We start from the raw sequence: 24,980 nt of genomic DNA on the forward strand, positions 1-24,980 counted from the left end.
CGTAATCGTTCACGACCATCGCGAGCAAGCTCGCTCCTACAGCGGCATGAGCTGCACGGCGCGAGGTGTGGCGCGGTTTTCCGAAGAGGACGCAGTATGTGTTCGTATAAAAATAATATTTTGCGGCTGGCGTTTGGTGTCGTGCTCGGCCTGTCGCAGGGCGTCACCCAGGCGGCCGAGTACGTCGATGTGCTGGACCTGCCTGCCAGGGTCAGCGCCTTGGCGATCAATAGCCCGTTGTCCGGCATGGCCCGCGCCGGCGGGCGCGTGATCGCCGTCGGCCAGCGTGGCCATATTCTGTTTTCCGATGATGCCGGCAAGCATTGGCAGCAGGCCTCCGTGCCGGCCAGCGCCGACCTCACTGCGGTGAACTTTCCGACTGCCACCCAAGGCTGGGCGGTGGGTAATGACGGCGTGGTGCTGCACAGCAGTGACGCCGGTGCGACCTGGCAAAAACAGCTCGACGGTCGTCAGATCGGCGCCTTGCTGGTCAAGCACTACACGGCGCTGGCCAGCGCTGAACCGGGCAATGAGCAATGGCCGCTGCTGGTCACCGAGGGCCAGAAGCTAGCCGACCAGGGCGCGGACAAACCACTGCTCGACGTCTGGTTCGCCAACGACAAAACCGGCTATGTAGTCGGCGTGTTCAACCTGATCCTGCGCACCGACGACGGTGGCCTGACCTGGACGCCATTCCAGGACCGCACCGACAACCCCCAGGGTTTTCACCTCAACGCCATCGCCTCCACCGGCGACGGTGTGTACATCGCTGGCGAGCAAGGCCTGTTGCTCAAGTGGGACGACAGCGACCAGCGCTTCAATGCCGTGCCAACGCCTTATCAAGGCAGCTTCTTCGGCGTGCTCGGCAAGCCCGGCGAAGTGCTGATCTACGGTCTGCGCGGCAACGTGCTGCGCAGCACCGACGGCGGCCAGAGCTGGACTGCGCTGGACAGCGGCCTGCACGTCAGCATCACCGCGGGTCTGATCGATGCCCGTGGCAATTATCGCTTGTTCACCCAGGGCGGGCAGATGCTGGTCAGCCAAGGGACGGGCGCGCAGTTGCATCTGAAGCAGCAACCGGCACCGACCCCGGTCGCCGGCGCCACCCAGTCCGCCGATGGCGCATTGGTGCTGGCAGGCAGCCGTGGTGCCCGGACGCTGTCCGCCGACCCAGCCCTCGAACCCTAAGAGCGAGAACCCAGACATGGGCAATATCAAACAAGACGCCATGCCGGTGATTCGCGATCTGCGTGATTTCGATCGTCGCTCCGGCAACCTCCTCGAGCGGCTGGTGTTCAACTACCGTCCGCTGTTCATGCTGCTGATGGCGCTCGCCACCGTGGTGCTGGGCTTCATGGCCGTGACTCGCCTGGAGTTGCGCCCCAGCTTCGAAAAAATGATTCCCCAGAGCCAGCCGTACATCCAGAACTTCCTGGAAAACCGCGCTTCGCTGCGCGGCTTGGGCAACTCGGTGCGCGTCGTGGTCGAGAACACCCAGGGTGACATTTTCGACCCCGAGTACCTCGACGTGCTCAAGCAGGTCAACGACCAGTTGTTCCTCACCGAAGGCGTCGACCGTGCCTGGATGAAGTCGCTGTGGAGCCCGGCGGTGCGCTGGACCGAAGTCACCGAGGACGGCTTCCAGGGTGGCCCGGTGATGCCCGACAGCTATTCGGGTCAGCCTGAGCAAATCGAACAATTACGCCAGAACATCTCCCGCGCCGGTCTGGTGGGCAGTCTTGTGGCCAGCGACTTCAAGTCGACCATGCTGGTCGTGCCGCTGATGGACAAAGCCGCCGCCGGTGGTCAACGCATCAACTACCACGCCTTCTCGCAGATGCTCGAAGAGCAGTTGCGCGACAAGATCGAATACGCCGGCGACAACGATGCGCGTAAATCCGGGGTCGAAGGCACCGGCCATTACAAGGTCCGGGTGATCGGCTTCGCCAAGCTCATGGGCGACCTGATCGACGGCCTGATCCAGGTGATGATGTTCTTCGGCCTGGCCGTGGCCACTTCGTTGATCATCATCTACGCCTACACCCGTTGCGTGCGCAGCACCCTGCTGGTGGTCGGCTGCTCGCTGATCGCGGTGGTCTGGCAACTGGGCATCGTCGCCTGGCTGGGTTATGCCATCGATCCGTACTCGGTGCTGGTGCCGTTTCTGATCTTCGCCATCGGCGTGTCCCATGCCGCGCAGAAGATGAACGGCATCATGCAGGACATCGCCCGTGGCACCCATAAACTGATCGCCGCGCGCTACACCTTCCGCCGTCTGTTCATCGCCGGTGTCACCGCGCTGCTGGCCGACGCCGTGGGCTTCGCCGTGTTGATGCTGATCGACATTCCGGTGATCCAGGACCTGGCGATCACCGCTAGCATCGGTGTCGCGGTGCTGATCTTCACCTCGTTGCTGCTGATGCCGGTGGCGCTGTCCTATGTCGGTGTGGGCGCGAAAGCGGCCGAGCGTGCGCTGAAAATCGACAACCGCGCAGAGAAGCACAAAGGCTTCGGCAAACTCTGGGACGCGCTCGATCGCTTCACCACCGCCAAATGGGCCACGGGCGCCGTTCTGGTTGCGGTGTTGATGGGCATCGGCGGTTTCATGGTCAGCCTGAACCTGAAGATCGGCGACCTGGAAAGCGGGGCGCCGGAGTTGCGCGCCGACTCGCGCTACAACCGCGACAACGCCTACATCACCCAGCATTACGCGCTGTCCAGCGACCTGTTCGCGGTGATGATCAAGACGGCGCCGGAAGGCTGCCTGAACTACAAGACCCTGGTCCTCGCCGACCGCCTGGCCTGGGAGCTGCAACAGTACCCGGGGGTGCAGGCCACGGCTTCGCTGGTCAACGCCGTACGGCAGATCACCGCCGGCACCTACGAAGGCAACCCCAAGCTCAACAGCATCCAGCGCAACCAGGACGTGCTCAACTACGCCGCGCAACAAGCCTCGGTCAACTCCCCGGAGCTGTTCAACACCGACTGTTCGCTGATGCCGGTGATCACTTTTCTCAAGGATCACAAGGCCGAAACCCTCGATGCCGTGGTGGCGATTGCCGACAAGTTCGCCAAGGAAAACAGTACCGCGGATCGCCAGTTCCTGCTCGCCGCCGGCACCGCCGGGATCGAGGCCGCGACCAACATCGTGGTGCGCGAAGCCAACCGCACCATGCTGCTCTACGTGTATGCGGCAGTGACGCTGTTCTGCCTGATCACCTTCCGCAGCTGGCGCGCCACGCTGGTGGCGCTGTTGCCGCTGGTGCTGACTTCGATCCTCTGCGAAGCCTTGATGGTGGCCATGGGCATCGGCGTGAAAGTCGCGACCCTGCCGGTGATCGCCCTCGGCGTGGGCATTGGCGTCGACTACGCCTTGTACCTGCTCAGCGTGCAACTGCACTTCCAGCGTCAGGGCCTGCCGTTGTCCCAGGCTTACCGCAATGCCGTGTCGTTCACAGGCAGAGTGGTCGGGCTGGTGGGCATCACCCTGGCCGCCGGCGTGGTGTGCTGGGTCTGGTCGCCGATCAAGTTCCAGGCCGACATGGGCATCCTGCTGACCTTCATGTTCCTGTGGAACATGCTCGGCGCGCTGATCCTGATCCCGGCCCTGTCCTGGTTCCTGTTGCGCGAACGGGCACCGCAGCCCGGTTCTGTTTCGGCAGGCGAAACCACTGAATCCACTGAACGTCCCGGCATGCCCCATGTCGTGACCACTTCCGAGTAAAGCCAAGATGTCTGATTACAAAGCTCCCCTGCGCGACATGCGCTTCGTACTCAACGAGGTTTTCCAGGTGTCCCGGCTCTGGGCGCAATTGCCCGGCCTGGCCGACGTGATCGATGAAGAGACCGCCGCCGCCATCCTCGAAGAGGCCGGCAAGATCAGCGGTGAAGTGATTGCGCCACTGAACCGCGCCAGCGACGAACAGGGCTGCACCTGGAGCAATGGCGCGGTCACCGCTCCGGACGGTTTCGCCCAGGCCTATCAAGCCTTCGCCGAGGGCGGTTGGGTGGGTGTCGGTGGTGATCCGCAGTACGGCGGCATGGGCATGCCCAAGGCGATTTCCGCTCAGGTCGAGGAGATGGTCAACTCGGCCAGCCTGTCGTTCGGCCTGTACCCGATGCTGACCGCCGGCGCCTGCCTGTCGATCAAGGCCCACGCCAGTGAAGAACTGAAAGCGGCTTACTTGCCGAACATGTACGCCGGCACCTGGACCGGTTCGATGTGCCTGACCGAAGCCCATTCCGGTACCGACCTGGGCCTGATTCGCACCAAGGCCGAACCCCAGGCCGATGGCAGCTACAAGGTCAGCGGCAGCAAGATTTTCATCACCGGTGGCGAGCACGACCTCACCGAAAACATCATCCATCTGGTACTGGCGCGACTGCCCGATGCGCCGGCCGGACCGAAAGGCATCTCGCTGTTCCTGGTGCCGAAAGTGCTGGTCAATGCCGACGGTTCGCTGGGTGAAAACAACGCGCTGTCCTGCGGTTCCATCGAACACAAGATGGGCATCAAGGCCTCCGCCACTTGCGTGATGAACTTCGACGGTGCCACCGGCTGGATCGTCGACGCACCGAACAAAGGCCTGGCGGCCATGTTCACCATGATGAATTACGAGCGTCTGGGCGTGGGCATCCAGGGCCTGGCCCAGGGTGAGCGTTCGTACCAGAACGCCGTCGCCTACGCCCGTGACCGCCTGCAAAGCCGTGCACCGACCGGCGCGCAGCACAAGGACAAAGCGGCCGACCCGATCATCGTGCACCCGGACGTGCGCCGCATGCTGCTGACCATGAAAGCCTTGAACGAAGGCGGCCGTGCGTTCTCCAGCTACGTGGCCCTGCAACTGGACATCGCCAAGTACAGCGAAGACGCACCGACACGCCAGCGCGCGCAGGACCTGGTATCGCTGCTGACCCCGGTGGCGAAGGCCTTCCTCACCGACATGGGCCTGGAAACCACCATTCACGGCCAGCAGGTCTTTGGCGGCCACGGCTACATCCGCGAATGGGGCCAGGAGCAACTGGTGCGCGATGTGCGCATCACCCAGATCTACGAAGGCACCAACGGCATCCAGTCCCTGGACCTGGCCGGGCGCAAGATCGTCGGCAGCGGCGGGGCGCTCTACCGCTTGTTCGCCTCGGAAATCCGCAGTTTCACGGCCACTGCCTGCGCGGACCTCGGCGAGTTCACCCAGCCGTTGAACGCCGCCGTGGACACCCTCGACGAACTGACCGCGTGGTTGCTCGACCGGGCACAAAACAACCCGAACGAAATCGGCGCGGCCTCGGTCGAGTACCTGCACGTGTTCGGCTACACCGCGTACGCCTACATGTGGGCGCGCATGGCCAAGGTCGTCATGAGCGGCGATGCCGAGGACGATTTCTACACCAGCAAACTGGCCACCGCGCGTTTCTACTTCGCCCGGTTGCTGCCGCGTATCCACTCGTTGAGCGCATCGGCCAAGGCCGGCAGCGACTGCCTCTACGAGCTGCAAGCCGATCAGTTCTGATCGAAAGGACAAGGAACCTTAATCATGATGGCGACAAAAATAATCCCGCCCGCCGACGGCGCTTATGCCTATCCGTTGCTGATCAAGCAACTGCTGCTGTCCGGCGTGCGCTACCAGCCGGGCCGGGAAATCGTCTACGCCGACAAGCTGCGCTACAGCTACGAGACCCTCAACAAGCGTATTCGCCGCCTGGCCAATGCGCTGACGGCGGCCGGGGTCAAGGCCGGTGACACCGTGGCCCTGCTCGACTGGGACAGCCACCGTTATCTGGAGTGTTTCTTCGCCGTGCCGATGATCGGCGCGGTGCTGCACACGGTGAACATTCGCCTGTCGCCGGAGCAGGTGCTGTTCACCATGAACCACGCCGAGGATGACCTGGTGCTGGTGCATGATGATTTCCTGCCCCTGGTCGAGCAGATCCACGGACGGCTGGACACCGTAAAAGGCTACCTGCAGCTCACCGATGACGAGGCGACTGCGACCTCGCTACCGGTGCTGGGCGAGTACGAGCACCTGCTGTCCCTGGCCCCGGACCAGTACGACTTCCCCGATTTCGACGAGAACTCGGTCGCCACGCTGTTCTACACCACCGGCACCACCGGCGACCCGAAAGGCGTGTACTTCAGCCACCGGCAACTGGTCCTGCACACCCTGAATGCCGTCGGCACTCTGGGCGTCTATCAAGGTGCGCCGCTGTTGCGCTCCGACGACGTGTACATGCCCATCACGCCGATGTTCCACGTGCATGCCTGGGGCGTGCCCTATGTCGCGACCCTGATGGGCATCAAGCAGGTCTACCCCGGCCGCTACGAGCCCAACAGCCTGGTCCGGCTGTACCGCGAAGAAAAGGTGACCTTCTCCCACTGCGTGCCGACCATTTTGCAGATGATCCTCAATTGCGAGGAAGGCAAGGCGACCCGTTTCGACGGCTGGAAAATGCTCCTCGGTGGCAGTGCGCTGACCCTCGGCGTTGCCAGCGAAGCCAGTGCCAAAGGCATGGTGGTGCACGCCGGCTACGGCATGTCCGAGACTTGCCCGTTGCTGTGCCTGACCTACCTGCGCGACGAAGACTTGCAGCTGTCCGCCGAAGCGCAACTGCCGATTCGCATCAAGACCGGCACACCGGTGCCGATGGTCGACCTGAAGATCATCGACGCCGACGGCAACGACGTGGCCCATGACGGCGAGTCCCTGGGCGAGATCGTGGTGCGCGCTCCGTGGCTGACCCAGGGCTATCTGAAAGCCCCGGACAAAGGCGCGGAGCTGTGGCACAACGGCTGGCTGCACACTGGCGACATGGCCTCTATCGACGCTTTGGGCGGCGTGGAAATCAAGGACCGCATCAAGGACGTGATCAAGACCGGCGGCGAGTGGATCAGCTCCCTGGAACTGGAAAGCCTGATCAGCGAACACCCGGCCGTGATGTCCGTCGCCGTCGTGGGCATTGCCGACGAACAATGGGGCGAACGCCCGATGGCCATGGTCGTCTGCGAACCGGGGCAATACCTCGACCGCAAGATTCTGGAGGTGCATTTGCAAGCGTTCGTCGACGGCGGGCGCATCAACAAATGGGCGATCCCCAAGCAGTTCAAATTCGTCGCCGAAATCCCCAAGACCAGCGTCGGAAAGATCAACAAGAAGCTGATTCGGGAAACGGAAACGAACTGAGGGATAAGCCTGCCACTGTTGTTGTTGTTGTTGTTGTTGTTGTTGTTGTTGTTGTTGTTGTAGGAGCGAGCTTGCTCGCGAAGGTCGTTAACGATAACGCGTGCTCACTGGTTAAACGCCGCGTTCTCGAATCCATCGCGAGCAAGCTCGCTCCTACAACGAGTCCAGCAGCGGGCGGTTTCTGGATAGCCCGGTTGGCGTCATCTTTGTCATAGTCCTCGCCAAAGATAACGCCCCGTTGGTCGCAGTTTTCAGTACTTGTGCCAAGCTGAACGGGGTATTGAACCGCCGCGTATTCAATTGCCGGTCAGTCAAATCCCAGGAAGCCCACGACATGAACTTCACCCGCGCATCAAACGTCCGCCACGAGTTCTACAAAGCCGTCTGGTTCTACTTCAAAGTGGTCTGGCCGATCTTCTCGATACTGCTGTTAGTGATCATTGCGTTCGGCCTCATCATCGCCCAACTGGAAGGATGGAGCCCTGATGACGGTGTCTACTTCGCCTTCGTGACGGGCCTGACCATCGGCTATGGAGAACTGGTGCCCAAACTGGGCGTCTCGCGAGTGCTGGCAGTGTTGCTGGGTTTCAACGGCGTGCTGATGACCGCGACGTTCGCGGCGATCAGTGTCCGGGCGATTGAAGTGACGGTGACGGCGACACGCAAGGGTGTGTAGGAGCGAGCTCGCTCGCGAAGCTCTCAAGGACACCGCGCTTATCCAGGATTCGCGCGTTATCGTTGACGACCTTCGCGAGCAAGCTCGCTCCTACAGGTTTTGTTCAGCCAGCAGTCCGTGGGCAATTGTCCAAGGCTAAGCCTCCCAACCCGCCCCAGTCACCGCCGCCTGCACCAAAGGGTGCAAGTCCGCCCCCTGATGTTCCGTCTGCCAGGCCAGCAATTCCCTGCGCATGCTCGGCGCCCAGTACATCTGCATATGATTGCGCACGCTGAGCGCCGCCTGTTGCTGGTCCGGCTGGCTGGCAAAGTACTGGGCAATCTGGTTGGCCATCTTGATCAGGTTGTCCGTGCTCATCGGCGTACCTCGGCTTTGGTCCCGCGTGCCTGGCGACGTGCGTCGAGCAGACGCTGTTGTTCATCGCTGAATTCCTGGAAGCGTTTTTGCCACTCCGAAGGGTGGTAGACGCGGCTGACTTCCACGGCGGTGACCTTGTACTCCGGACAGTTGGTGGCCCAGTCGGAGTTGTCGGTGGTGATGACGTTGGCGCCCGACTCCGGGAAGTGGAAGGTGGTGTACACCACGCCCGGGGCGACCCGTTCGGTAATCCGCGCACGTAGCACGGTCTGGCCGGCGCGGCTGCCGATACCGACCCAGTCGCCTTCGTTGATGCCACGGCTCTCGGCGTCGGTCGGATGGATTTCCAGGCGATCTTCGTCATGCCAGGCGACGTTGTCGGTGCGCCGGGTCTGGGCGCCGACGTTGTACTGGCTGAGGATGCGCCCGGTGGTCAGCAGCAGCGGATAGCGACTGTTGACCTTCTCCTCGGTAGGCACGTAGCCGGTGAGCATGAAGCGCCCCTTGCCACGCACGAATTCTTCGATGTGCATGGTCGGTGTGCCGTCCGGTGCCTCGGCGTTGCACGGCCATTGCAGGCTGCCATGGCGGTCCAGTTCGGCGTAGCTGACGTTGGTGAAAGTCGGCGTCAGGCTGGCGATTTCATCCATGATTTGCGACGGGTGCTGGTAATTCATCGGGTAGCCTAGGGCGTTGGCCAGGGCTACGGTGCCTTCCCAGTCGGCCTTGCCGCCCAGCGGCTCCATGACTTTGCGCACGCGGGAGATGCGTCGTTCGGCGTTGGTGAAGGTGCCGTCTTTTTCCAGGAACGAGCAGCCCGGCAGGAACACGTGGGCGAACTTGGCGGTTTCGTTGAGGAAAATGTCCTGCACCACGATGCACTCCATGGCCGACAGAGCCGCGGTGACGTGCTGGGTATTGGGGTCGCTCTGGGCGATGTCTTCGCCCTGGCAATACAGGCCCTTGAAGCTGCCGGTCAGGGCCGACTCGAACATGTTGGGGATGCGCAGGCCCGGATCGGGTTGCAGGGTGACGTTCCAGGCTTGTTCGAACTGCGCCCGTACCGTTTCGTTGGAAACATGCCGGTAGCCGGGCAGCTCGTGGGGGAAGGAACCCATGTCACAGGAGCCCTGCACGTTGTTCTGCCCACGCAGCGGGTTCACGCCCACGCCTTCGCGGCCAATGTTGCCGGTGGCCATGGCGAGGTTGGCAATACCCATCACAGAAGTACTGCCCTGACTGTGTTCGGTGACGCCCAAACCGTAGTAGATCGCCGCATTGCCACCGGTGGCATACAGGCGCGCAGCGGCACGGATGTCGGCAGCGGGTACACCGCAGACAGGGCCAAGGGCTTCCGGCGAGTTTTCCGCACGGCTGACGAATTCACTCCAGATCGCGAAATCGCTGCCCTCGCAACGGGCGTCGATAAAGGTCTGGTTGAGCAAGCCTTCGGTGACAATCACGTGGGCCAGGGCGTTGAGCATGGCAACGTTAGTGCCGGGGCGCAGGGCCAGGTGATACTCGGCGCGGGCATGCACCGTATCCACCAGATCGATGCGTCGTGGATCGATGACGATCAGCCGCGCGCCTTCACGCAGACGGCGTTTGAGCTGGGAGGCGAACACCGGGTGGGCGTCGCTGGGGTTGGCGCCTATCACCAGGATCACGTCGGCCTGCATCACCGAGTCGAAACTCTGGGTGCCGGCGGACTCGCCAAGGGTCTGCTTCAGGCCATAGCCGGTCGGCGAGTGGCAGACTCGCGCACAGGTGTCGACGTTGTTGTTGCCGAACGCGGCGCGCACCAGTTTTTGCACCAGATAGGTTTCTTCGTTGGTGCAGCGGCTGGAGGTGATGCCACCGATGGAGTCGCGACCATATTTTTGCTGCAGGCGGCGGAATTCGCTGGCGGCGTAGGTCACCGCTTCATCCCAGCTGACTTCCTGCCACGGGTCGCTGATGTGCTTGCGGATCATCGGCTTGGTGATGCGATCCGGGTGGGTGGCGTAGCCCCAGGCGAAGCGCCCCTTGACGCAGGAGTGGCCGTGGTTGGCCTGGCCGTTCTTGTCCGGAACCATGCGCACCAGTTGGTCGCCTTTCATCTCGGCACGGAACGAGCAGCCCACGCCGCAATAGGCACAGGTAGTGATCACGCTGCGTTCGGGCTGGCCCAGTTCGACCACGCTTTTTTCCATCAGGGTCGCGGTGGGGCAGGCTTGCACACAGGCGCCGCAGGACACGCATTCCGAGTCGAGGAAGTTCTCGCCACCTGCAGCGGCCACCCGAGATTCGAAACCGCGCCCGGTAATGGTCAGGGCAAAGGTGCCCTGGGTTTCTTCGCAGGCGCGCACGCAGCGGTTGCAGACGATGCACTTGCTCGGGTCGTAGTCGAAATACGGGTTGGAGGTGTCTTTCACGTCCTCCAGATGGTTCTCGCCTTCATAGCCATAACGCACTTCCCGCAGGCCGACCTGACCGGCCACGGTTTGCAGCTCGCAGTTGCCGTTGGCCGAGCAGGTCAGGCAGTCCAGCGGGTGATCGGAGATGTACAGCTCCATGACGTTACGGCGCAGGGTCGCGAGCTTTGGCGTCTGGGTATGCACGCTCATGCCTTCGGTGACCGGCGTGGTGCAGGACGCCGGATAACCGCGCATGCCGTCGATCTCCACCAGGCACATGCGGCAGGAGCCAAAAGGTTCCAGGCTGTCGGTGGCACAGAGTTTGGGAATAGTCGTGCCCAGCAGCGCGGCGGCGTGCATCACCGAGGTGCCTTCGGGCACGCTGATGCTGCGGCCGTCGATGTTCAGGGTGACTTGTACCTGGCTGTTGCGGGCTGGCGTACCGAGGTCGATATCGGTTTTCGGGTCGAAGAGAGTAATCATTGCTCGGCCTCCGAGGCTTGCAGACCGAAGTCAGCGGGGAAGTGCTTGAGGGCGCTGGCCACGGGATAAGACGTCATGCCGCCCAACGCGCACAGCGAACCGTATTGCAGGGTGTCGCACAGGTCCTTGAGGATGATCACCTGCTCATCACGACCGCTCTGGTCGGGCGCGGCCAGCAGGCGGTCGATCACCTCGACGCCACGGGTCGAACCGATGCGGCAAGGCGTGCATTTGCCACAGGATTCCTCGGCGCAGAACTGCATCGCGAAACGTGCCATGCGGGCCATGTCCAGTGTGTCGTCAGCCACCACCACTCCACCGTGACCGAGCATCGCGCCGATGGCCATAAAGGCTTCGTAATCCAGCGGCGTGTCGAATTGCGCAGGTGGCACCCAGGCGCCGAGCGGGCCGCCCACCTGTGCCGCCTTCAACGGCCGGCCACTGGCGGTCCCGCCGCCGTAGTCTTCCACCAGTTCGCGCAAGGTCAGGCCAAAGGCCCGTTCCACCAAGCCGCCGTGACGAACATTGCCCGCCAACTGGAAAGGCATGGTGCCCAGGGAGCGGCCCATGCCGTAATCGCGGTAGAACTGCGCACCCTTGGCCAGAATCAGCGGCACCGAGGCCAAAGTCAGCACGTTGTGCACCAGGGTCGGTAGACCGAACAAGCCCTGCAACGCTGGAATCGGCGGCTTGGCGCGGACGATCCCGCGCTTGCCTTCGAGGGAGTCCAGCAGCGCGGTTTCTTCTCCGCAGATGTAAGCACCGGCACCGACGCGCACTTCCATATCGAAGGCCTGGCCGCTGCCGCCGACATTGGCGCCGAGGTAACCGGCTTCTCGGGCGATGTTCAATGCTTCACGCAGCGTGGCCACTGCATCCGGATATTCCGAGCGCACATAGATGTAGCCGTAGGTGGCGCCGACGGTAATGCCGGCAATCGCCATGCCTTCGATCAGCAGGAAGGGGTCGCCCTCCATCAGCATGCGGTCGGCGAAAGTGCCGGAGTCGCCTTCGTCGGCGTTGCATACGATGTACTTCTGCGCAGCTTGAGTGCCGCGCACTGTGCGCCACTTGATCCCGGCCGGGAATGCTGCGCCGCCACGGCCACGCAGGCCTGAATCGAACACTGCTGTCGCGGTCTGCTCGCCGCCAATGGCGATGGCCTGGGTCAAACCCTCGAAACCGCCGTGGGCCTGGTAATCCTCCAGAGACAGCGGCTGGGTAATGCCGGCGCGGGCGAACAGCAGGCGTTGTTGAGACTTCAGATAAGGCAGCTCTTCCACCAGGCCCAAGGCCAGCGGATGAGTGGAAGGATCGCCATTCAGGGCATCCAGCACGGACGGCACATCGTCAGCCGTCAGCGGGCCGAAGCCGATACGACCTTGCGGGCTGTCCACTTCCAGCAGCGGTTCCAGCCAATACAGGCCACGTGAACTGGTGCGCTGCAACTCCAGCGGCAGATTGCGTTCCTGAGCCAGCGTGATCAGGGCCACAGCGACCTCATCGGCACCCACGGCACGGGCAAGAGAATCACAAGGCAGATAGAGCATCGGCATCATGCGTCCTCCCGGCAAGCGTCGAGCAGGGCATCCAGACGCTCGGCACTGAGCCGCGCATGCACCCGGCCATCCAGCTCCAGAGCGGGCGAACAGGCACAGGCACCCAGGCAATACACCGGACGCAAACTGATGCTGCCATCGGCGCTGCTACCGTGATCATCCAGTTGCAGGCGCTCGCGCAACTGCGCGGCAAGCTGCTCGGCGCCACGGCTCTGGCACGACTCGGCCCGGCACAGCCGCAGGATATGCCGCGCGGGCGGCGAAGTACGGAAATCATGGTAAAAACTGATCACCCCGCGAACCTCGGCCTGGCTCAGGTTGAGGGCATGGGCAATCTCGGGGACGGCGACATCGGGGACGTAACCGATACGCTCCTGAATATCATGAAGAATGGGCAACAGCGCACCCGCAGAGCCCTTGTGGCGCTCCAGCAGACTATTGACCACAGGCAGGTGCAACATCTCATCAGGCATTCAGCAATCCTCACAGTCACGGACAAACCAGGTGGTTGTCGGTTGTCCGAAAGTGTCGGCTGCGGCATTTACACCACGTCACGGTATCGTGGCATCTACAGACCGTCGGCCAGGGCACCCTGAGCGGGCATCTTGTTGTGCCCGGCACGGTCTTCGCCGCGCCTCTAAAGGGGCATAAAAGCCAGATTGCCACGCGGCCCTTGAATCGGCTGCACCAGAGCGACGTGTTCGGTTCTGTCTACGACCTTGTGTTGAGTCTAGAAGAATGAGGGTGGAGGCGCCGTGCCAGAGGGGGCGGTTGCAGAAGTTATGCACAGTGGATTACCTGTGGAGAAGGTGACGATCAAGCCCACCGGAAGAACCTGGAGGCTGGAAACCTCAAAACCGATTCCCCAGCATTTACTTCGAACCCGAGCAATCAAAAGCCCCGAAACCCGGGGCCAACAATACCCGCAAGACAACCCCAATCCCTGTAGGAGCGGGCTTGCCCGCGAAAGCGCCAGCCCAGCCAACACAAAACCCTGAACAGAAACACAAGCCACTACTGTAGGAGCGAGCCTGCTCGCGAAAAACGCAAGGCAATCAACATCTGCTGTTGAATGACCACCGTCATACTGCAAACAGCCTGAGAGGGATAATCCCCCGCCCCCACGCTATGCATGGAGGCGGGGAAAACCCTTAACCAAGCTCACCACAGAAAATATCGGGATTCCCATCGGCCGGGCTTGTCCGCATCACCAGCGCGTATCCGCCGGACCGCAGCGAGTCATAAGCCATAGGCACGCTCTTCCAGAGTTGGATGCCCGCCTGCTCGTTGAAGTTGTCGGCCACGATGCGATTGAGTGAATAGGCCGGCTTGGACTCGTGCCTGGCGCAGCTTCCCGAGTAGATATAGGTATACAAGTGCGCCGGAATTGCAGTGCCATTGGGTACACCACCCACAAACAACGAGAGCGCCGTCTCACTGCTCAAGGGGGTCAGAATGGCCTGAGCGATATGTCCGGCATTGTAAGTAGTTGCGTTCAAGGGAACGGCAACGATTTGCTTCGGGGCTGCACCAACCACGGAGATCCATCCTGCCGCTACCATCAACGCCAGCGAAGTTACGACTTTCATCGTAAAACCTCCCGCCTTGTAAGGGCTCGTTGAAGAGATCCCCCACTGAATTTTAGTCAGCTGTACAAATCCTGAGGTTATTCGGATGGTCGGTCCAATAGCCATCGGGTTGTAGTTGCGTAAACGGGCGCTGTTCAAAACTCCGGCCAACACCCCACTTCCGTGGGACCACCCACCCTGTAGGAGCGAGCTTGCTCGCGAAAAACGCAAGGCATCCACATTCCCGCTGAATACCCTCGCTCTCCCCAACCAAACCCGCCTTCCAACGCGTCATGCCTGACGTCCATGACAGCAGCTACACGACAGTCCCGACCACTATCCCGCAGACCTCGACGTCGCCTGCGCAGATGCCGGCGCACAAGCCCGATCCCGCATCAGCACCTTCACCGCATCATCCACCAATGCCTTACTCAGCGAGGTCAGATAATGCGCAGCCCAGGCGTGACGATCAGTATCTCTGGCATAAGCGGCATCTTCAGTGAGCGTTTTGGCCAGGAATAGAAAATCGGAGGCCATGGACAACGCATCGCCGAGAGGAACGCCGCGAGTGACATGAAATAGCGCTTGATCCGCGCAGTAGATGGCCGGTGTCAGGCCGATGGTTTTGAGTTCAGATTGTTCAGTCATTGGCCACCTCCGAGGATGGGGCGGCAATGGGGGAGGGCGTTACGCGATTGGGAATTTGTGAAAGGAAAAGCCAAATTTCGTACACATTGACCTGGTCATTTGGCTGCGGCAGCATTGATATCAATCGCGCCCGACCCTCTGGTGCTGGCTCAGTCCGGCATTACGTTCGGCCCTTCTTGTTTCTGGAGCGTGGAAGTTGACTTCCCCAGCTTCTCAATAAGCGTTGTCTAGCCAGTCCCAGAAACCAGGGCAAAAACCCATCCGGTAGTGAGTGTTTTTCGCCTGTATGTAGGAGTTCGCATCTAGCAAATAACTCAAAATCCAAGTTCCTTTTTAGAATAGTCAGATAGCTTGTGCGGCTTCACGCCAATCAGACGTGCTGCATCTCGATAAAGCATTCTTCCACTTAATGCTTCACTTGCCACTGCTGTAGCCAGCGTTTTGCTCACTCGTCCTGTCTGCAGTCTGTTGTATGGCTGCGTGCCATTCTTGCTGCGAGCTTTGTACTCAGCGATCTTTCTGGCAATAAATGCACCATATTCGGATGGTGTTATGAGGTTGAAAGTCAGGGCGCGCCTGGCTATCACCCAGCCACTAACATGGAAGAATTTTGTTAAGGGAGGGATGTTTTCTTGCCACTCAACGTCAGCCTCCCAAGAGGCGAGGAATTCGCGCTCGGGCGTTAATAGCTCTGCCGCTACCGTATTACACAAGATCTCTTCAGCTCTATGGTTGGCAGGGCCACCGTCAGACACGCCGGAACGACCTATCCAAATATGAGACAGTTCATGAGCTAACGTGAACAGTCTTGGCTCAGGGCAATCGGCTGTATTGATAAAAATGACGGGCGCTAACTTGTCGCTGATTGCAAAGCCACGGAACTCTTCTACAAACAATGGCCTGCTCGTATTGTTGTTGACAATACTATTGCGCATTACAAGGATGCCCGCTGTTTCAATTTTGCTTATCAGGTCCTTGAAGTAGTCATCAAAATCGCCGCGGTTTGGTTTGTTGGGTATGCCCAAGGTCGCTCGGATGTCTGCAACGATCACTGCCACGCTGTCGCTTACCGAAAACCTTCCGACAATTCTATTTTCAGTGACGCCTTGGCTGATCAGGTAGTCGCGATACCATTCTTGTCTTTCCATGGCCCACCTGATGGTATCCATGAGGGCGAGACTGTATCCGTGGTCACGTTTTCCATTGATTGTTCTGAGATCCGGCAGCGGAAGGCTTTCCACTGGTGGCTGAGACAGGTAAAGGTACCCAAACGGGATGTACGTCTGCCGGGCGTAATTCATGGCTTGGTTGAAGGAGGGCTTTTTCTTGCCTTGCTCCCACGCCAACACATTGTCTTCCTGCGTACCAAGACTTTTGGCCAGGGTGCTCGTGCTCAGGGATGCTCGCTCACGCGCCCATCGCAGAACGTCCGGATTAATCAGCGCTTCCATGTGTGATTCCGTTTTGGTGTCATAACCATTCCAGCAAAATGCCTCCACACAGCCAATTCAAACGATAGCCGTATCTGACTACAAGGGAGGGGGGCCGTCACGTGTTTTTGGTCGCCGAGCGCTGCATATTTGTAAGCCCCGAATAACTCGGGGCTCATCGGTTCTCAGGCGCTATCCTTCGGATTTCGCCGTAGGCTGCTTAGGTGCCGTTGCAGAAGTACGATTCCGCGTCAGCACCTTCACCGCATCATCCACCACCGCCTTCCCCATCGCCGTCAAATAATGCGCTGCCCAGGCGTGATAATCCGTGTCCCTAGCATAAGCCGCATCCTTACTCAGCGCCTTGGCCAAAAACAGAAAATCAGAAGCTATCGCCAACGCATCCCCGAGGGGAACGTCACGCGTGACATGGAACAGTGCTTGATCCGCGCAGTAGATCGCGGGTGTCAGGCCGATGGTTTTGAGTTCGGGTTGTTCAGTCATTGGCCACCTCCGAGGGTGGAGAGGCAATGTGGGAGGGTGTTACGCGATTGGGAATTGCGTTGAGGGGAAAGCCAAATTTCAAACGGATTGATACTGCGCATTATCCAACTCCTTGATATGAGGAGCTGCCACGTTCGTTACCACACGAATGGGTGACAGCTGTGCGCAGGGTGGTAAACCGGGAATCAAGGAAACCGGCACGCCCGAGGGCGTCCCACGCACAGCCGCCATAACTCACGCCGCAGGCATAAAAAAAGCGCCTGATGACGTGATTGGGGCGCTGTTGCGCCTTGAATAACTCGGGTTACCACACCCGGTCGCTGAATTGGCAGCGACGGGTGGGAGGGTATCGTGCAGCCACAATTGGTGCAACCATCAATCAAACAGTACAGCGCCTGTCGCAGGAGGGCTGATTGGACGAAGGACGTCCGGTTTTCAAACGGTTAGAAATGGTTGTTTTTTCTCCTTTCTAATTATTTTTTGAATTTATCTCCATTGTTATAAGGTTGTAGTGAAGCTGATTGCTTATGGTGTTATGAGTTTACTATTACGTTAATATCAACTCCGGAAATTGCCTTGACGTAAGAGTAGCTTGTTCCGAGAACTGACAGCATTTCATTTGTGATTTTGGCTTGTGATATTGCAGGCTGAACAATATAGAATCCTAGTCGAAGCTCTATGTCTCTGCACTTATTGCGCAAGATATCTAGTTGAGCAGCTTTGCCCTTCAAAATACGATCAAAGCCCTCCTCTAACGAGGTGCTATATCGATAGAGAAGTTGGCTGAATAGTGCTTCACCGTTGTGCAGCCATTTTGCTGAGCGACTCGCTTGTCCTGTCACTACATAGGTGTCGTTGACTCGCCCGCCTGGGTTCTCGCCCTTGTTGCAGTATTTACAGTGATATAGATCGACTTGTATATGGTCGGGGTGCTCTTTGATCGCTACCAAGTCAGCGATTTCACCACTTCCATCATCATTAACGATGATGTCGTACATGTCAGAGATTTTTGAGTAGGTGAAACCTTGAACCGTATTTAGGTCCTTGCTCTTACCCATGGACTCTTTGTTTATCATTGTCACTCCCCAATCCCAACTGCTTAGGAGTCGTGTAGGTAGTAATATATTAAGAGTCTTGGGGGAGTAGTTTCTGTAGTTTCCAAGAATTACAGATCCATCGGTTCTGAGTAGACGTAGCGGGTTGCCTTCCAAGTAGTCGGCGAAAGACATGCCGCCTTTACTAGATATTTCAACGTTGCCGCAAGTCACTCGGTAGCCATCAGAAAGTAAGAGAAGTTGGATGGAGAAAATTTCAACGTCGGATGCCAAAATTGGAATTGCAAGTTCGGTGCTGTTTTTATATATAGGCTGGCCGCATGTAAGATCGATCAGGCTGTATTGTTTGCCGTTTACTACTAGCTGAGTCCTTCGTTCGTTTTCAATATAAATAGATTCTGACCAGTCTGCGTAAAATAGGCCGTCTGGCCATTGGCCTTCTATTTGCTCGGTCCTGACAACATATTCTAGAATATCTCGAGTATTAATATTTCTGTTGTTTATTTTTGTGGAAACCATATCGCACCACTTTACCCACTCATCAATTGAGTCTGTGTGCATGCTCCATATTTTGCCTTTTGCAGAGCATCCAGCAGTGCTTTTTTCTCCGTTTTCAAATCCGATGCCGAAGATGTTTGATTTGATGGCTGTACCGTCTTCCAGTTCTCCAAGAACCGCCGTTACATCTCGACCCACATGCATTGTAAATCTAAGGTCTCGGGTGCCCCGTGTTAATCCGATATTTTGGAATTTTAGTAGATTCATGTTGTGTAAAACTCTGAACGTTTTATCGCCAACAACTCTCACGGCTTCGCGTGTAATCAAATTTTTGAATTTTAACGCCTGCCCTTCGTCTCCTGAACAATTAATGAAAAGAGTTTGGGTGTCTTTCTTGTAATATGCCAGGTATAAATTCCAGTCTATGGTGGAGATTTCGGCGGTGTCGGCCCATGAAACAGGGTGCTCTGCTCGAGTGACTGCCATAACTAAATCGGAGTTTTCGCTGACTGAATAGAGTTTGATTGCTTCATTCTGAGACTTCATCTCTCTTGCTCCGAATGGCAACCAATTCGTTGGGAGTACCGAGTATGCGATGGCACTTATATTAGGATTAGGGTTGAGTGCTAGAATTTGATCTCCGTCCTCAACCTCCTCAAAGCGAGCATTGAACGCCTCTCGTTGCAACTCTCGGGTTATCTTTTTCTCGCTGACCTCCTTGATTACGACTCCCCAATCCGCGCTCTCTGCATAAAGGGCGGACATTTGTCCTCCGACTTTTTGGTTTGCGATATTCGCTACGAATTTTGCTGAGCCGAGTTTGGGATTCACTCGGGTAAGACGACCAATGAACTGCAACGTGATTGCAGGACTACAGTGTTGATCGTGTAAGGCAGCAATTTTCAATTCAGGGAGGTCAAATCCCTCTCCCAGCATGTTGACGCAGACAACGATACGGTGTTTTTTTTCCTTTATTGCGTCTATCGTTGGCTGGCTAGGTCCTGATTTGCTGTGTACAAGGATTGGAGACAGGTCTTCATGAGGGCTATAAATTTTGAAAATTTCTTTAGCTTTTTTGATTGTTTTGGCTCGTGCCATTAAAATGTGATCTTTACCTTCAGATAGGTCTTTTCTAAGAAGCTCGACTGCTTGATCGGCAATTGCTTGGTCGGCTAAAGAGGCTTGATATTCTCTTACAGGGTGAAATTCAATTTTTTGAAAGTAGCCATCAATTTGGGCTTCTCTTAGAGGGTAGTTGTAAATAATGTCGCCGTCTAAAGCGGCTTTATCCTCTCTAAAAGGTGTTGCCGTAAATTGCAGGCAAGGTTTTCCCGTGAAGGAGCGCTTTACACGACTCCAAGTTTTTGCAGCTACGTGGTGCGCCTCATCTACTATGAGATGGCTAAAGTGCTTCGCGAGTTCAGAGAGTTCTAGTTCGGAACAAAGATCGAGTGCATTTGGAGTTGAGATGACAACGTTGCTTTTTTCAAAGCTGTTTTCGTCTTCTGGTTTTAATGTGCCGCTTAGACGAAAAACTTCTGGCGATAAGAGGCGTTCACTGATTGCGCCCATTTCACGAAGATTTTTTAGTTCGCGAAACTTATCAATCGTCTGGCCTCTAAGTGCATCTGATGGAACAATTACCAAGGTTTTTTCAAAAAATCCGGCTAGTGTTATTGCCAAAATTGTATCTGTTTTTCCCGTACCAGTTGGCATTACCACAGTAGCCGGTTTAAGCGGCGCGGAGATCAAATGTGCCAGAGATGTAAAAATCGCTGCTCTTTGAGGCTTTCTGAATCCGGCATGATTATTAATTGGGCTGGGTTCAATGATTTTAACTGGGTTATCAATCCAGCTTTTATATATTGGATTTTCTGCGTACAACTCAGTATTGATTGCCATATGACTCCCTTCAGGCTGATTGATGCTAAAAAACAGGTAATGGCTAGATAGCATCACTTGGTGGGCAGCGTCAATTTGGCTTTAGGATAAGGAGCGCTCCAGTGGCTGGACCAGAAAATCAGCTTCGCTTCCGAGGAAGGGGCGACGGGGGAGAAAAGGGGACGGATTTATTATTGGATGAGACGTGGCGACCAGCGCCGGTTTGTCCGTCGGGCACTCCGCTGTTTTGGGAAAAGGGGACAGATTTATTAGTGGATTAAACTCGAAAATAAATCCGTCCCCATTTTTTCATTTTTTCCTTGAGTCAGGATCACTATTGAATCTCGCCTGCTCCAGCCTGCTGTCAGGGGGGTACTCAGTACATTTTTTGGACATTCGAAAATTCTAGACTAGTGTCATGAGTGCAGTGCAATCCGTTGCTTTACTCATGAAATCACTTGCTCAAAGGAGCGACGATGGAACGCTATAGGAACCTGGGAGGAGACTCAAATGTGGCTGCATTTGAGATAGGGAATGGATCTATCACTGTCGAATTTATGGACCGGGCGCAGTACCTATATACAGATCAGAGCGCGGGTCCTGGATCTATTGCAGAAATGCATCGATTGGCTAGAGCCGGTAGAGGGCTGAATAGCTACATTTCACGCGTAGTTAAGAAAGGCTACGCAAGGAAAATTCGCTAAGAGCTGGAGCGCGCGACGCGTTTTTCGAATCATGAAAACGTGTCCCGGAGTCGATTGCTAGGCAAAGCCGGATTGCTGCTTTAGTTCGGATGCTCAAATGTGAGCGAGGATCACAATTGAATCGTGCCTGCTCAAGCCTGCTGTCAGGCTACTTCGAATAATCGCATGAGCCAGTATTGCTACCTACTCAATGACCGTATTGGAACTCAAAGATTTGGATATCCCCTCACCATTTGCTGGCCTTCATCTTGATCGAGAGCTCGTTTGTGAATTTTTCGCTGTTTTCTCACGGTTTGAGTTCTCGCTTAAAGAGACAGGGAATTGCCGGGAGATTCGACGTTTAGTTGAGCCCGCGTGGTGGGGGTATGCTGAAAAAGCGGCTGAGTTGGTGATCGTGGAACCGGGCTCGCCCCTTGAAGAAGCGATCAGTTATCTTTGTGACGAGCCACCTTTGTTTCAGGTAAGCGCTCATCGGTGGGAGCACCGGGCTTTGCATGGTGTTTGCAGGTTTGAGCAAGCTATAGATGCAGCAAAGCAAGTAAGGAACAATCTTTTTCACGGTGGCAAACACACGCCACACTCACCACCAGGGCGGGATAATCGATTGGTGAAGTCATCCTTAACTATCCTGTATGCGTGCCTCGAGGCTGATGCGGAAATACGGGACGTGTACATACAAAATCAATTCTGAGCAGTTTAGAAGCTGTAATTTTGCCGATCAGTGAGATAAAACCGTCACACGTCGCGATATTACACTGTGTGATCGAGGTGCCGCAGAGGTTTACCTAGAAGTGAAAGATGTGCTCAGAACTGAGTACATCCCGTCACTCGGCGATTTTACGGAAACTGTACGGAAACTGGGACAGATTTATTATTCAGAAATGAAAACAGATCTTCCCCCTTTCTTTATTCTTTCTTATTCAAGTAAACGGTGGCTAGAGGGTACATGCGTAAACGTTTGGGGTTGATCGGTGGAGTCGTTACGGCCGTTTACTTGTTCGGGCTGGCTGCGGTGGTGTCGGGCCGCGCCTACACACTAATGATCATGCCTTTGAATGAGGTGGGTGATTTTCTTGCGGGTGCTTTTGGCCCGGTCGCGTTTCTCTGGCTTATTCTAGGCTTCCTGCAACAAGGCGATGAACTGCGACAGGGCACCGAGGCGCTTAAGTTGCAGGCCGAAGAGCTCAGAAACTCTGTGGAGCAGCAGTCGATTATGGCGGCGGCTGCCACCCAGCAGATCAATGCACAGCAGCAGGCGCTGCAACTGCAGTTGGAGGAAACAGAACGCACTTTTCGGGCGAATTTCGTTTTTGGCGGCGGGCCCTCGGTCAGCTCCAATCGCGGCGTAGGGTTCTATGCGGAAACAAGTATTGAAATCGGAGTCGCAAGGTCCGTTGCACACGCAGTTGAGATAGTCATTGACCCACCTATTGGTGGAGTCAGTGAAGGAAAATTCGCAATGATTGACTTCAAACGCTCAATTTCAATACCGGTAAAATTCATCACGTTGCCGGAAACGTCAGGGAATGTCTCAATTTCTTATGACGGTGCAGACGGAAAGCGTAGGAAGGAAAATTTCATATATACGACGTTGAATGGGCACCCTTGGGTCGCGATCAAGAGAGCAGATTAGCTGCGCGGCTTGAAGCAATATCTGATCCCCGAAGAACGGGATGCTGCCGTAATGCTTACGCTTTCGTCTCGATATCAGGGAAAAGGGGACAGAATTATTATTGAACGGGCCCTGGCGGCCGGCGTCTATCGGACGTTCCAGATTTTTAGGCAGTCCCTACAGTTCATTGAATGTCTTTCAGATAATCCTTGAGTGCAATGAGCGGGGCATCAATCTGCTCTATCGTCTGAATATTGGCAAATTCAGCCGCCAACCTCCGCAACTCCTGCCCCAACGGCTTATCCACGCCCCCAATAGCCTCCAGCGCCAACCCGACACACTCACCCACCTTCACCTGAATCGCCTCAACATCCCCCCGCCGCACCAGCAACTCAAACACATCCCGCTGGTAGTCACCCATCACCAGATCGTCACGCAAAATCGGGCTTGAATCTTCCGATTCGTAAGCCAGTTTGAGGGAGAAGAGGGCGGCGGTTTCCAGTTGCAATTCCATGGGGGGAATCCTTGTGAAATGTTCCGCGGGGGTGAAGGGTAGAAGAGAGGCAAGATCAAAAGATCGCAGCCTTCGGCAGCTCCTACACGGGGCGGTGGGGTGTCAGGTGCTTTTTTGCGGGCGAAAAAAAGGCCTTGCAAAGCAAGACCTTTCTTAATTTTGGTGCCCGAGGGAGACTTGAAACAAACATTAATTACTTGATTAGTATAGATTAAATTGGATGTACATCTTTTTGCGTACATGAATTTATACTTGGCATGTATTTTGATGCGAGCAAGTGGGCGGGGGGAATTTATGATTCCGTCTTTTGAATTTCCGACGAGATGCATGTTGTGTGAGTCATTGTTTTTAACAAAGCAATCAGGTTTGGCGGAGTCTGGCCTGCCGCTATAGGTAACTATCGAGCCAAACTAGCCAGTCGTGACAGGCAGAAAACAACCGAGGCTGTGTAAAAACGGTTTAGAGCGGGTTTGACAGTCAGAACCAGAACGAAAATCGCGTTCCTACGCAAATTTCAGGTCCGGCTGATACACCAATCATTGGCAGATTTTACGTAGCGACGCAGACTTCAAAACAGTGTCTGCGTTTTTACATAGCCTGGTCCCAAAGCTGACGGTGGTGACAGGCAGAAATCAGCCAAAAGTTGCCTGTCGAAAAACCGTTAATCGCATTCCAACTTGGTCTTCACATTCTGCCCCGCGACCGATCAATGCTTCACTGTCTAAAAAAACCTCCCCCCTTGGGTGAGTGTCGCTTTTCGCATCAACTCTTTGCGCAATTTTCCGGGGGACATGCCAAACATGTTCTGAAAATGTCGAATGAAATGAGGTGCGTCGGCGAACCCGCATTCGAAAGCGATTTCCCCTATATGTCGATCCGAGCTGATGAGGAGCCATCGGCCAAACCTGAGTCGAACCTGACGGTAGAATTGGGCTGGAGTGTTACTGGTTTCGGCGACAAACAGCCGCTCCAGTTGCCGTTTACTGGTACCGACAAGGTTCGCGATTGAGTCAATATCCAAGGGCTCGGTCATGTGCTTTTCCATCAGCATGACGGCTTCGTGCAGGCGCCTGTTCGAAGAGCTGGCGTAGCCAAGTGCCTTGCGCCGGTCGACGAAACTGCCGGAGCTGCTTTTTGCGACCGTCATCTGATGAACAACTTTGCCGGCCCGATCCGGGCCGCAATGCACCCCAATAAGATGGATGGCCAACTCAATCACCGAGATACCGCCTGCGCAGGTGATCCGATCCTTGTCGATGAGGAAGTCACTGTTGCTGACAAAGCGCAATCTGGGGAACAGACGTTTCCAGTCGTCGCAATGGTAGGCATGTACGCAAGCGGTACGTCCCTCCATCAAGCCATGTCGAGCGAGCACGAAGCTGCCCGTGCATAGACCGATCAACGGCACGTTAGCGGCGGCTGCCTGAAGCAGAAATGCCGGATACGTCTTTGGTGCGGCCTCGAGGGAATCAAGCAGCCCACCAATCACCACGATGTAATCAAATTGATGAGGATTGGTGAGCTCACTGTCGATAGGCACATCCAGTCCGCAGCTGGAAATGACTCTTTGCCCAGGGGTACCCAGTACTTTCCATTGGCAGCGTATCGGACGGCTCTGATCGCCCGTATCGGCGGCATGTCGCAGCGCATCGGTCAGCCCTGACAGTGACAGCAAAGGGAAGCGCGGCCACAACACAATGCCAATAGATAACTCAGTGGCGCCGCGTCGGCTTGGCGGATGTCGTGCCTGACCATTATCAAGCTCTTCTACGAGGCTTTCGCTGGAGGCCCTGGACAGTACATCTCCGAAATGTCGCAAATGTTCAATCATTCATGCAAACCATCCAACCAGTTATGCCGCTGATCACCATACGATGAGCGCCTGCCCAACACCATGCTGTTCATAAAAAAACAATC

Annotated in this window: 19 protein-coding genes; 7 read left to right on the forward strand and 12 right to left on the reverse strand. The window is 56.7% G+C overall.

Annotation, left to right across the window (positions count from 1 at the left end; all coding sequences use genetic code 11):
* The first annotated feature begins 96 nt into the window (after positions 1–96).
* The 5 genes from KW849_RS10860 (at position 97) to KW849_RS10880 (ending at position 7,854) form a co-directional block, all read left to right on the forward strand.
* Entirely contained in the window at positions 97–1,188 is a 1,092-nt protein-coding gene (locus KW849_RS10860) for a YCF48-related protein (RefSeq protein WP_218429419.1), read from the forward strand.
* A 16-nt stretch (positions 1,189–1,204) separates the two neighbouring features.
* Positions 1,205–3,724, forward strand: coding sequence for an RND family transporter (locus KW849_RS10865; RefSeq protein WP_218429420.1), 2,520 nt, complete (start codon positions 1,205–1,207; stop codon positions 3,722–3,724).
* Between the two features lie 7 nt (positions 3,725–3,731).
* Positions 3,732–5,510: an acyl-CoA dehydrogenase C-terminal domain-containing protein gene (locus KW849_RS10870; protein WP_218429421.1), complete on the forward strand. Its 1,779-nt coding sequence runs from the start codon at positions 3,732–3,734 to the stop codon at positions 5,508–5,510.
* Between the two features lie 24 nt (positions 5,511–5,534).
* Positions 5,535–7,178: a fatty acid--CoA ligase gene (locus KW849_RS10875; RefSeq protein ID WP_218429422.1), complete on the forward strand. Its 1,644-nt coding sequence runs from the start codon at positions 5,535–5,537 to the stop codon at positions 7,176–7,178.
* 334 nt (positions 7,179–7,512) lie between these two features.
* Complete coding sequence (locus KW849_RS10880) at positions 7,513–7,854, forward strand: potassium channel family protein (protein WP_218429423.1); 342 nt, start codon at positions 7,513–7,515, stop codon at positions 7,852–7,854.
* Between the two features lie 135 nt (positions 7,855–7,989).
* Here the strand turns inward: KW849_RS10880 and KW849_RS10885 are convergent, their stop codons facing one another.
* From KW849_RS10885 to KW849_RS10930, 10 genes are all read right to left on the reverse strand, one after another.
* Positions 7,990–8,211 (reverse strand): formate dehydrogenase subunit delta, encoded by a 222-nt coding sequence (locus KW849_RS10885; protein ID WP_218429424.1) that lies wholly within the window; start codon positions 8,209–8,211, stop codon positions 7,990–7,992.
* The gene (fdhF, locus tag KW849_RS10890; RefSeq protein ID WP_218429425.1) at positions 8,208–11,090 is read right to left on the reverse strand and encodes a formate dehydrogenase subunit alpha; all 2,883 of its coding nucleotides are present in this window, start codon (positions 11,088–11,090) and stop codon (positions 8,208–8,210) included. Before fdhF ends, KW849_RS10885 begins: the two co-directional genes overlap by 4 nt.
* On the reverse strand, positions 11,087–12,649 hold the full coding sequence (locus tag KW849_RS10895; RefSeq protein WP_218429426.1) for an NADH-quinone oxidoreductase subunit NuoF: 1,563 nt from the start codon (positions 12,647–12,649) through the stop codon (positions 11,087–11,089). The genes fdhF and KW849_RS10895 overlap by 4 nt, the downstream gene beginning before the upstream one ends.
* Complete coding sequence (locus tag KW849_RS10900; protein ID WP_218429427.1) at positions 12,646–13,122, reverse strand: formate dehydrogenase subunit gamma; 477 nt, start codon at positions 13,120–13,122, stop codon at positions 12,646–12,648. Before KW849_RS10900 ends, KW849_RS10895 begins: the two co-directional genes overlap by 4 nt.
* Positions 13,123–13,800: 678 nt before the next feature.
* Positions 13,801–14,238 carry a hypothetical protein gene (locus KW849_RS10905; protein ID WP_218429428.1) on the reverse strand — a complete coding sequence of 146 codons (438 nt, stop codon included), beginning with the start codon at positions 14,236–14,238 and terminating at the stop codon, positions 13,801–13,803.
* Positions 14,239–14,553: 315 nt separating this feature from the next.
* Positions 14,554–14,865, reverse strand: a complete 312-nt coding sequence (locus KW849_RS10910) for a DUF3077 domain-containing protein (RefSeq protein ID WP_218429429.1) — start codon at positions 14,863–14,865, stop codon at positions 14,554–14,556.
* A 213-nt stretch (positions 14,866–15,078) separates the two neighbouring features.
* Complete coding sequence (locus KW849_RS10915) at positions 15,079–15,183, reverse strand: DUF4411 family protein (RefSeq protein ID WP_371319130.1); 105 nt, start codon at positions 15,181–15,183, stop codon at positions 15,079–15,081.
* Positions 15,180–16,316 carry an ImmA/IrrE family metallo-endopeptidase gene (locus KW849_RS10920; protein ID WP_218429430.1) on the reverse strand — a complete coding sequence of 379 codons (1,137 nt, stop codon included), beginning with the start codon at positions 16,314–16,316 and terminating at the stop codon, positions 15,180–15,182. Before KW849_RS10920 ends, KW849_RS10915 begins: the two co-directional genes overlap by 4 nt.
* 171 nt (positions 16,317–16,487) lie before the next feature.
* A complete protein-coding gene (locus KW849_RS10925; RefSeq protein ID WP_218429431.1) occupies positions 16,488–16,799 on the reverse strand; it encodes a DUF3077 domain-containing protein in 312 nt (103 codons plus the stop codon).
* A gap of 533 nt (positions 16,800–17,332) precedes the next feature.
* Positions 17,333–20,254: a DEAD/DEAH box helicase gene (locus KW849_RS10930; RefSeq protein ID WP_218429432.1), complete on the reverse strand. Its 2,922-nt coding sequence runs from the start codon at positions 20,252–20,254 to the stop codon at positions 17,333–17,335.
* Between the two features lie 873 nt (positions 20,255–21,127).
* Between KW849_RS10930 and KW849_RS10935 the strand changes: the two genes are divergently transcribed.
* Positions 21,128–21,628: a hypothetical protein gene (locus KW849_RS10935; protein ID WP_218429433.1), complete on the forward strand. Its 501-nt coding sequence runs from the start codon at positions 21,128–21,130 to the stop codon at positions 21,626–21,628.
* 255 nt (positions 21,629–21,883) lie between these two features.
* Entirely contained in the window at positions 21,884–22,570 is a 687-nt protein-coding gene (locus KW849_RS10940) for a hypothetical protein (protein ID WP_218429434.1), read from the forward strand.
* Between the two features lie 163 nt (positions 22,571–22,733).
* On the opposite strand, the gene KW849_RS10945 is transcribed toward KW849_RS10940, so the two are convergent.
* Both KW849_RS10945 and KW849_RS10950 read right to left on the reverse strand, forming a co-directional pair.
* A complete protein-coding gene (locus tag KW849_RS10945; RefSeq protein WP_218429435.1) occupies positions 22,734–23,063 on the reverse strand; it encodes a hypothetical protein in 330 nt (109 codons plus the stop codon).
* A 721-nt stretch (positions 23,064–23,784) separates the two neighbouring features.
* Positions 23,785–24,894, reverse strand: a complete 1,110-nt coding sequence (locus tag KW849_RS10950; protein ID WP_218429436.1) for a GlxA family transcriptional regulator — start codon at positions 24,892–24,894, stop codon at positions 23,785–23,787.
* Positions 24,895–24,980: the final 86 nt, after the last annotated feature.

Origin of the sequence: Pseudomonas sp. PDM26, from assembly GCF_019219185.1 — a bacterium.
Classification (GTDB): Bacteria; Pseudomonadota; Gammaproteobacteria; order Pseudomonadales; family Pseudomonadaceae; genus Aquipseudomonas.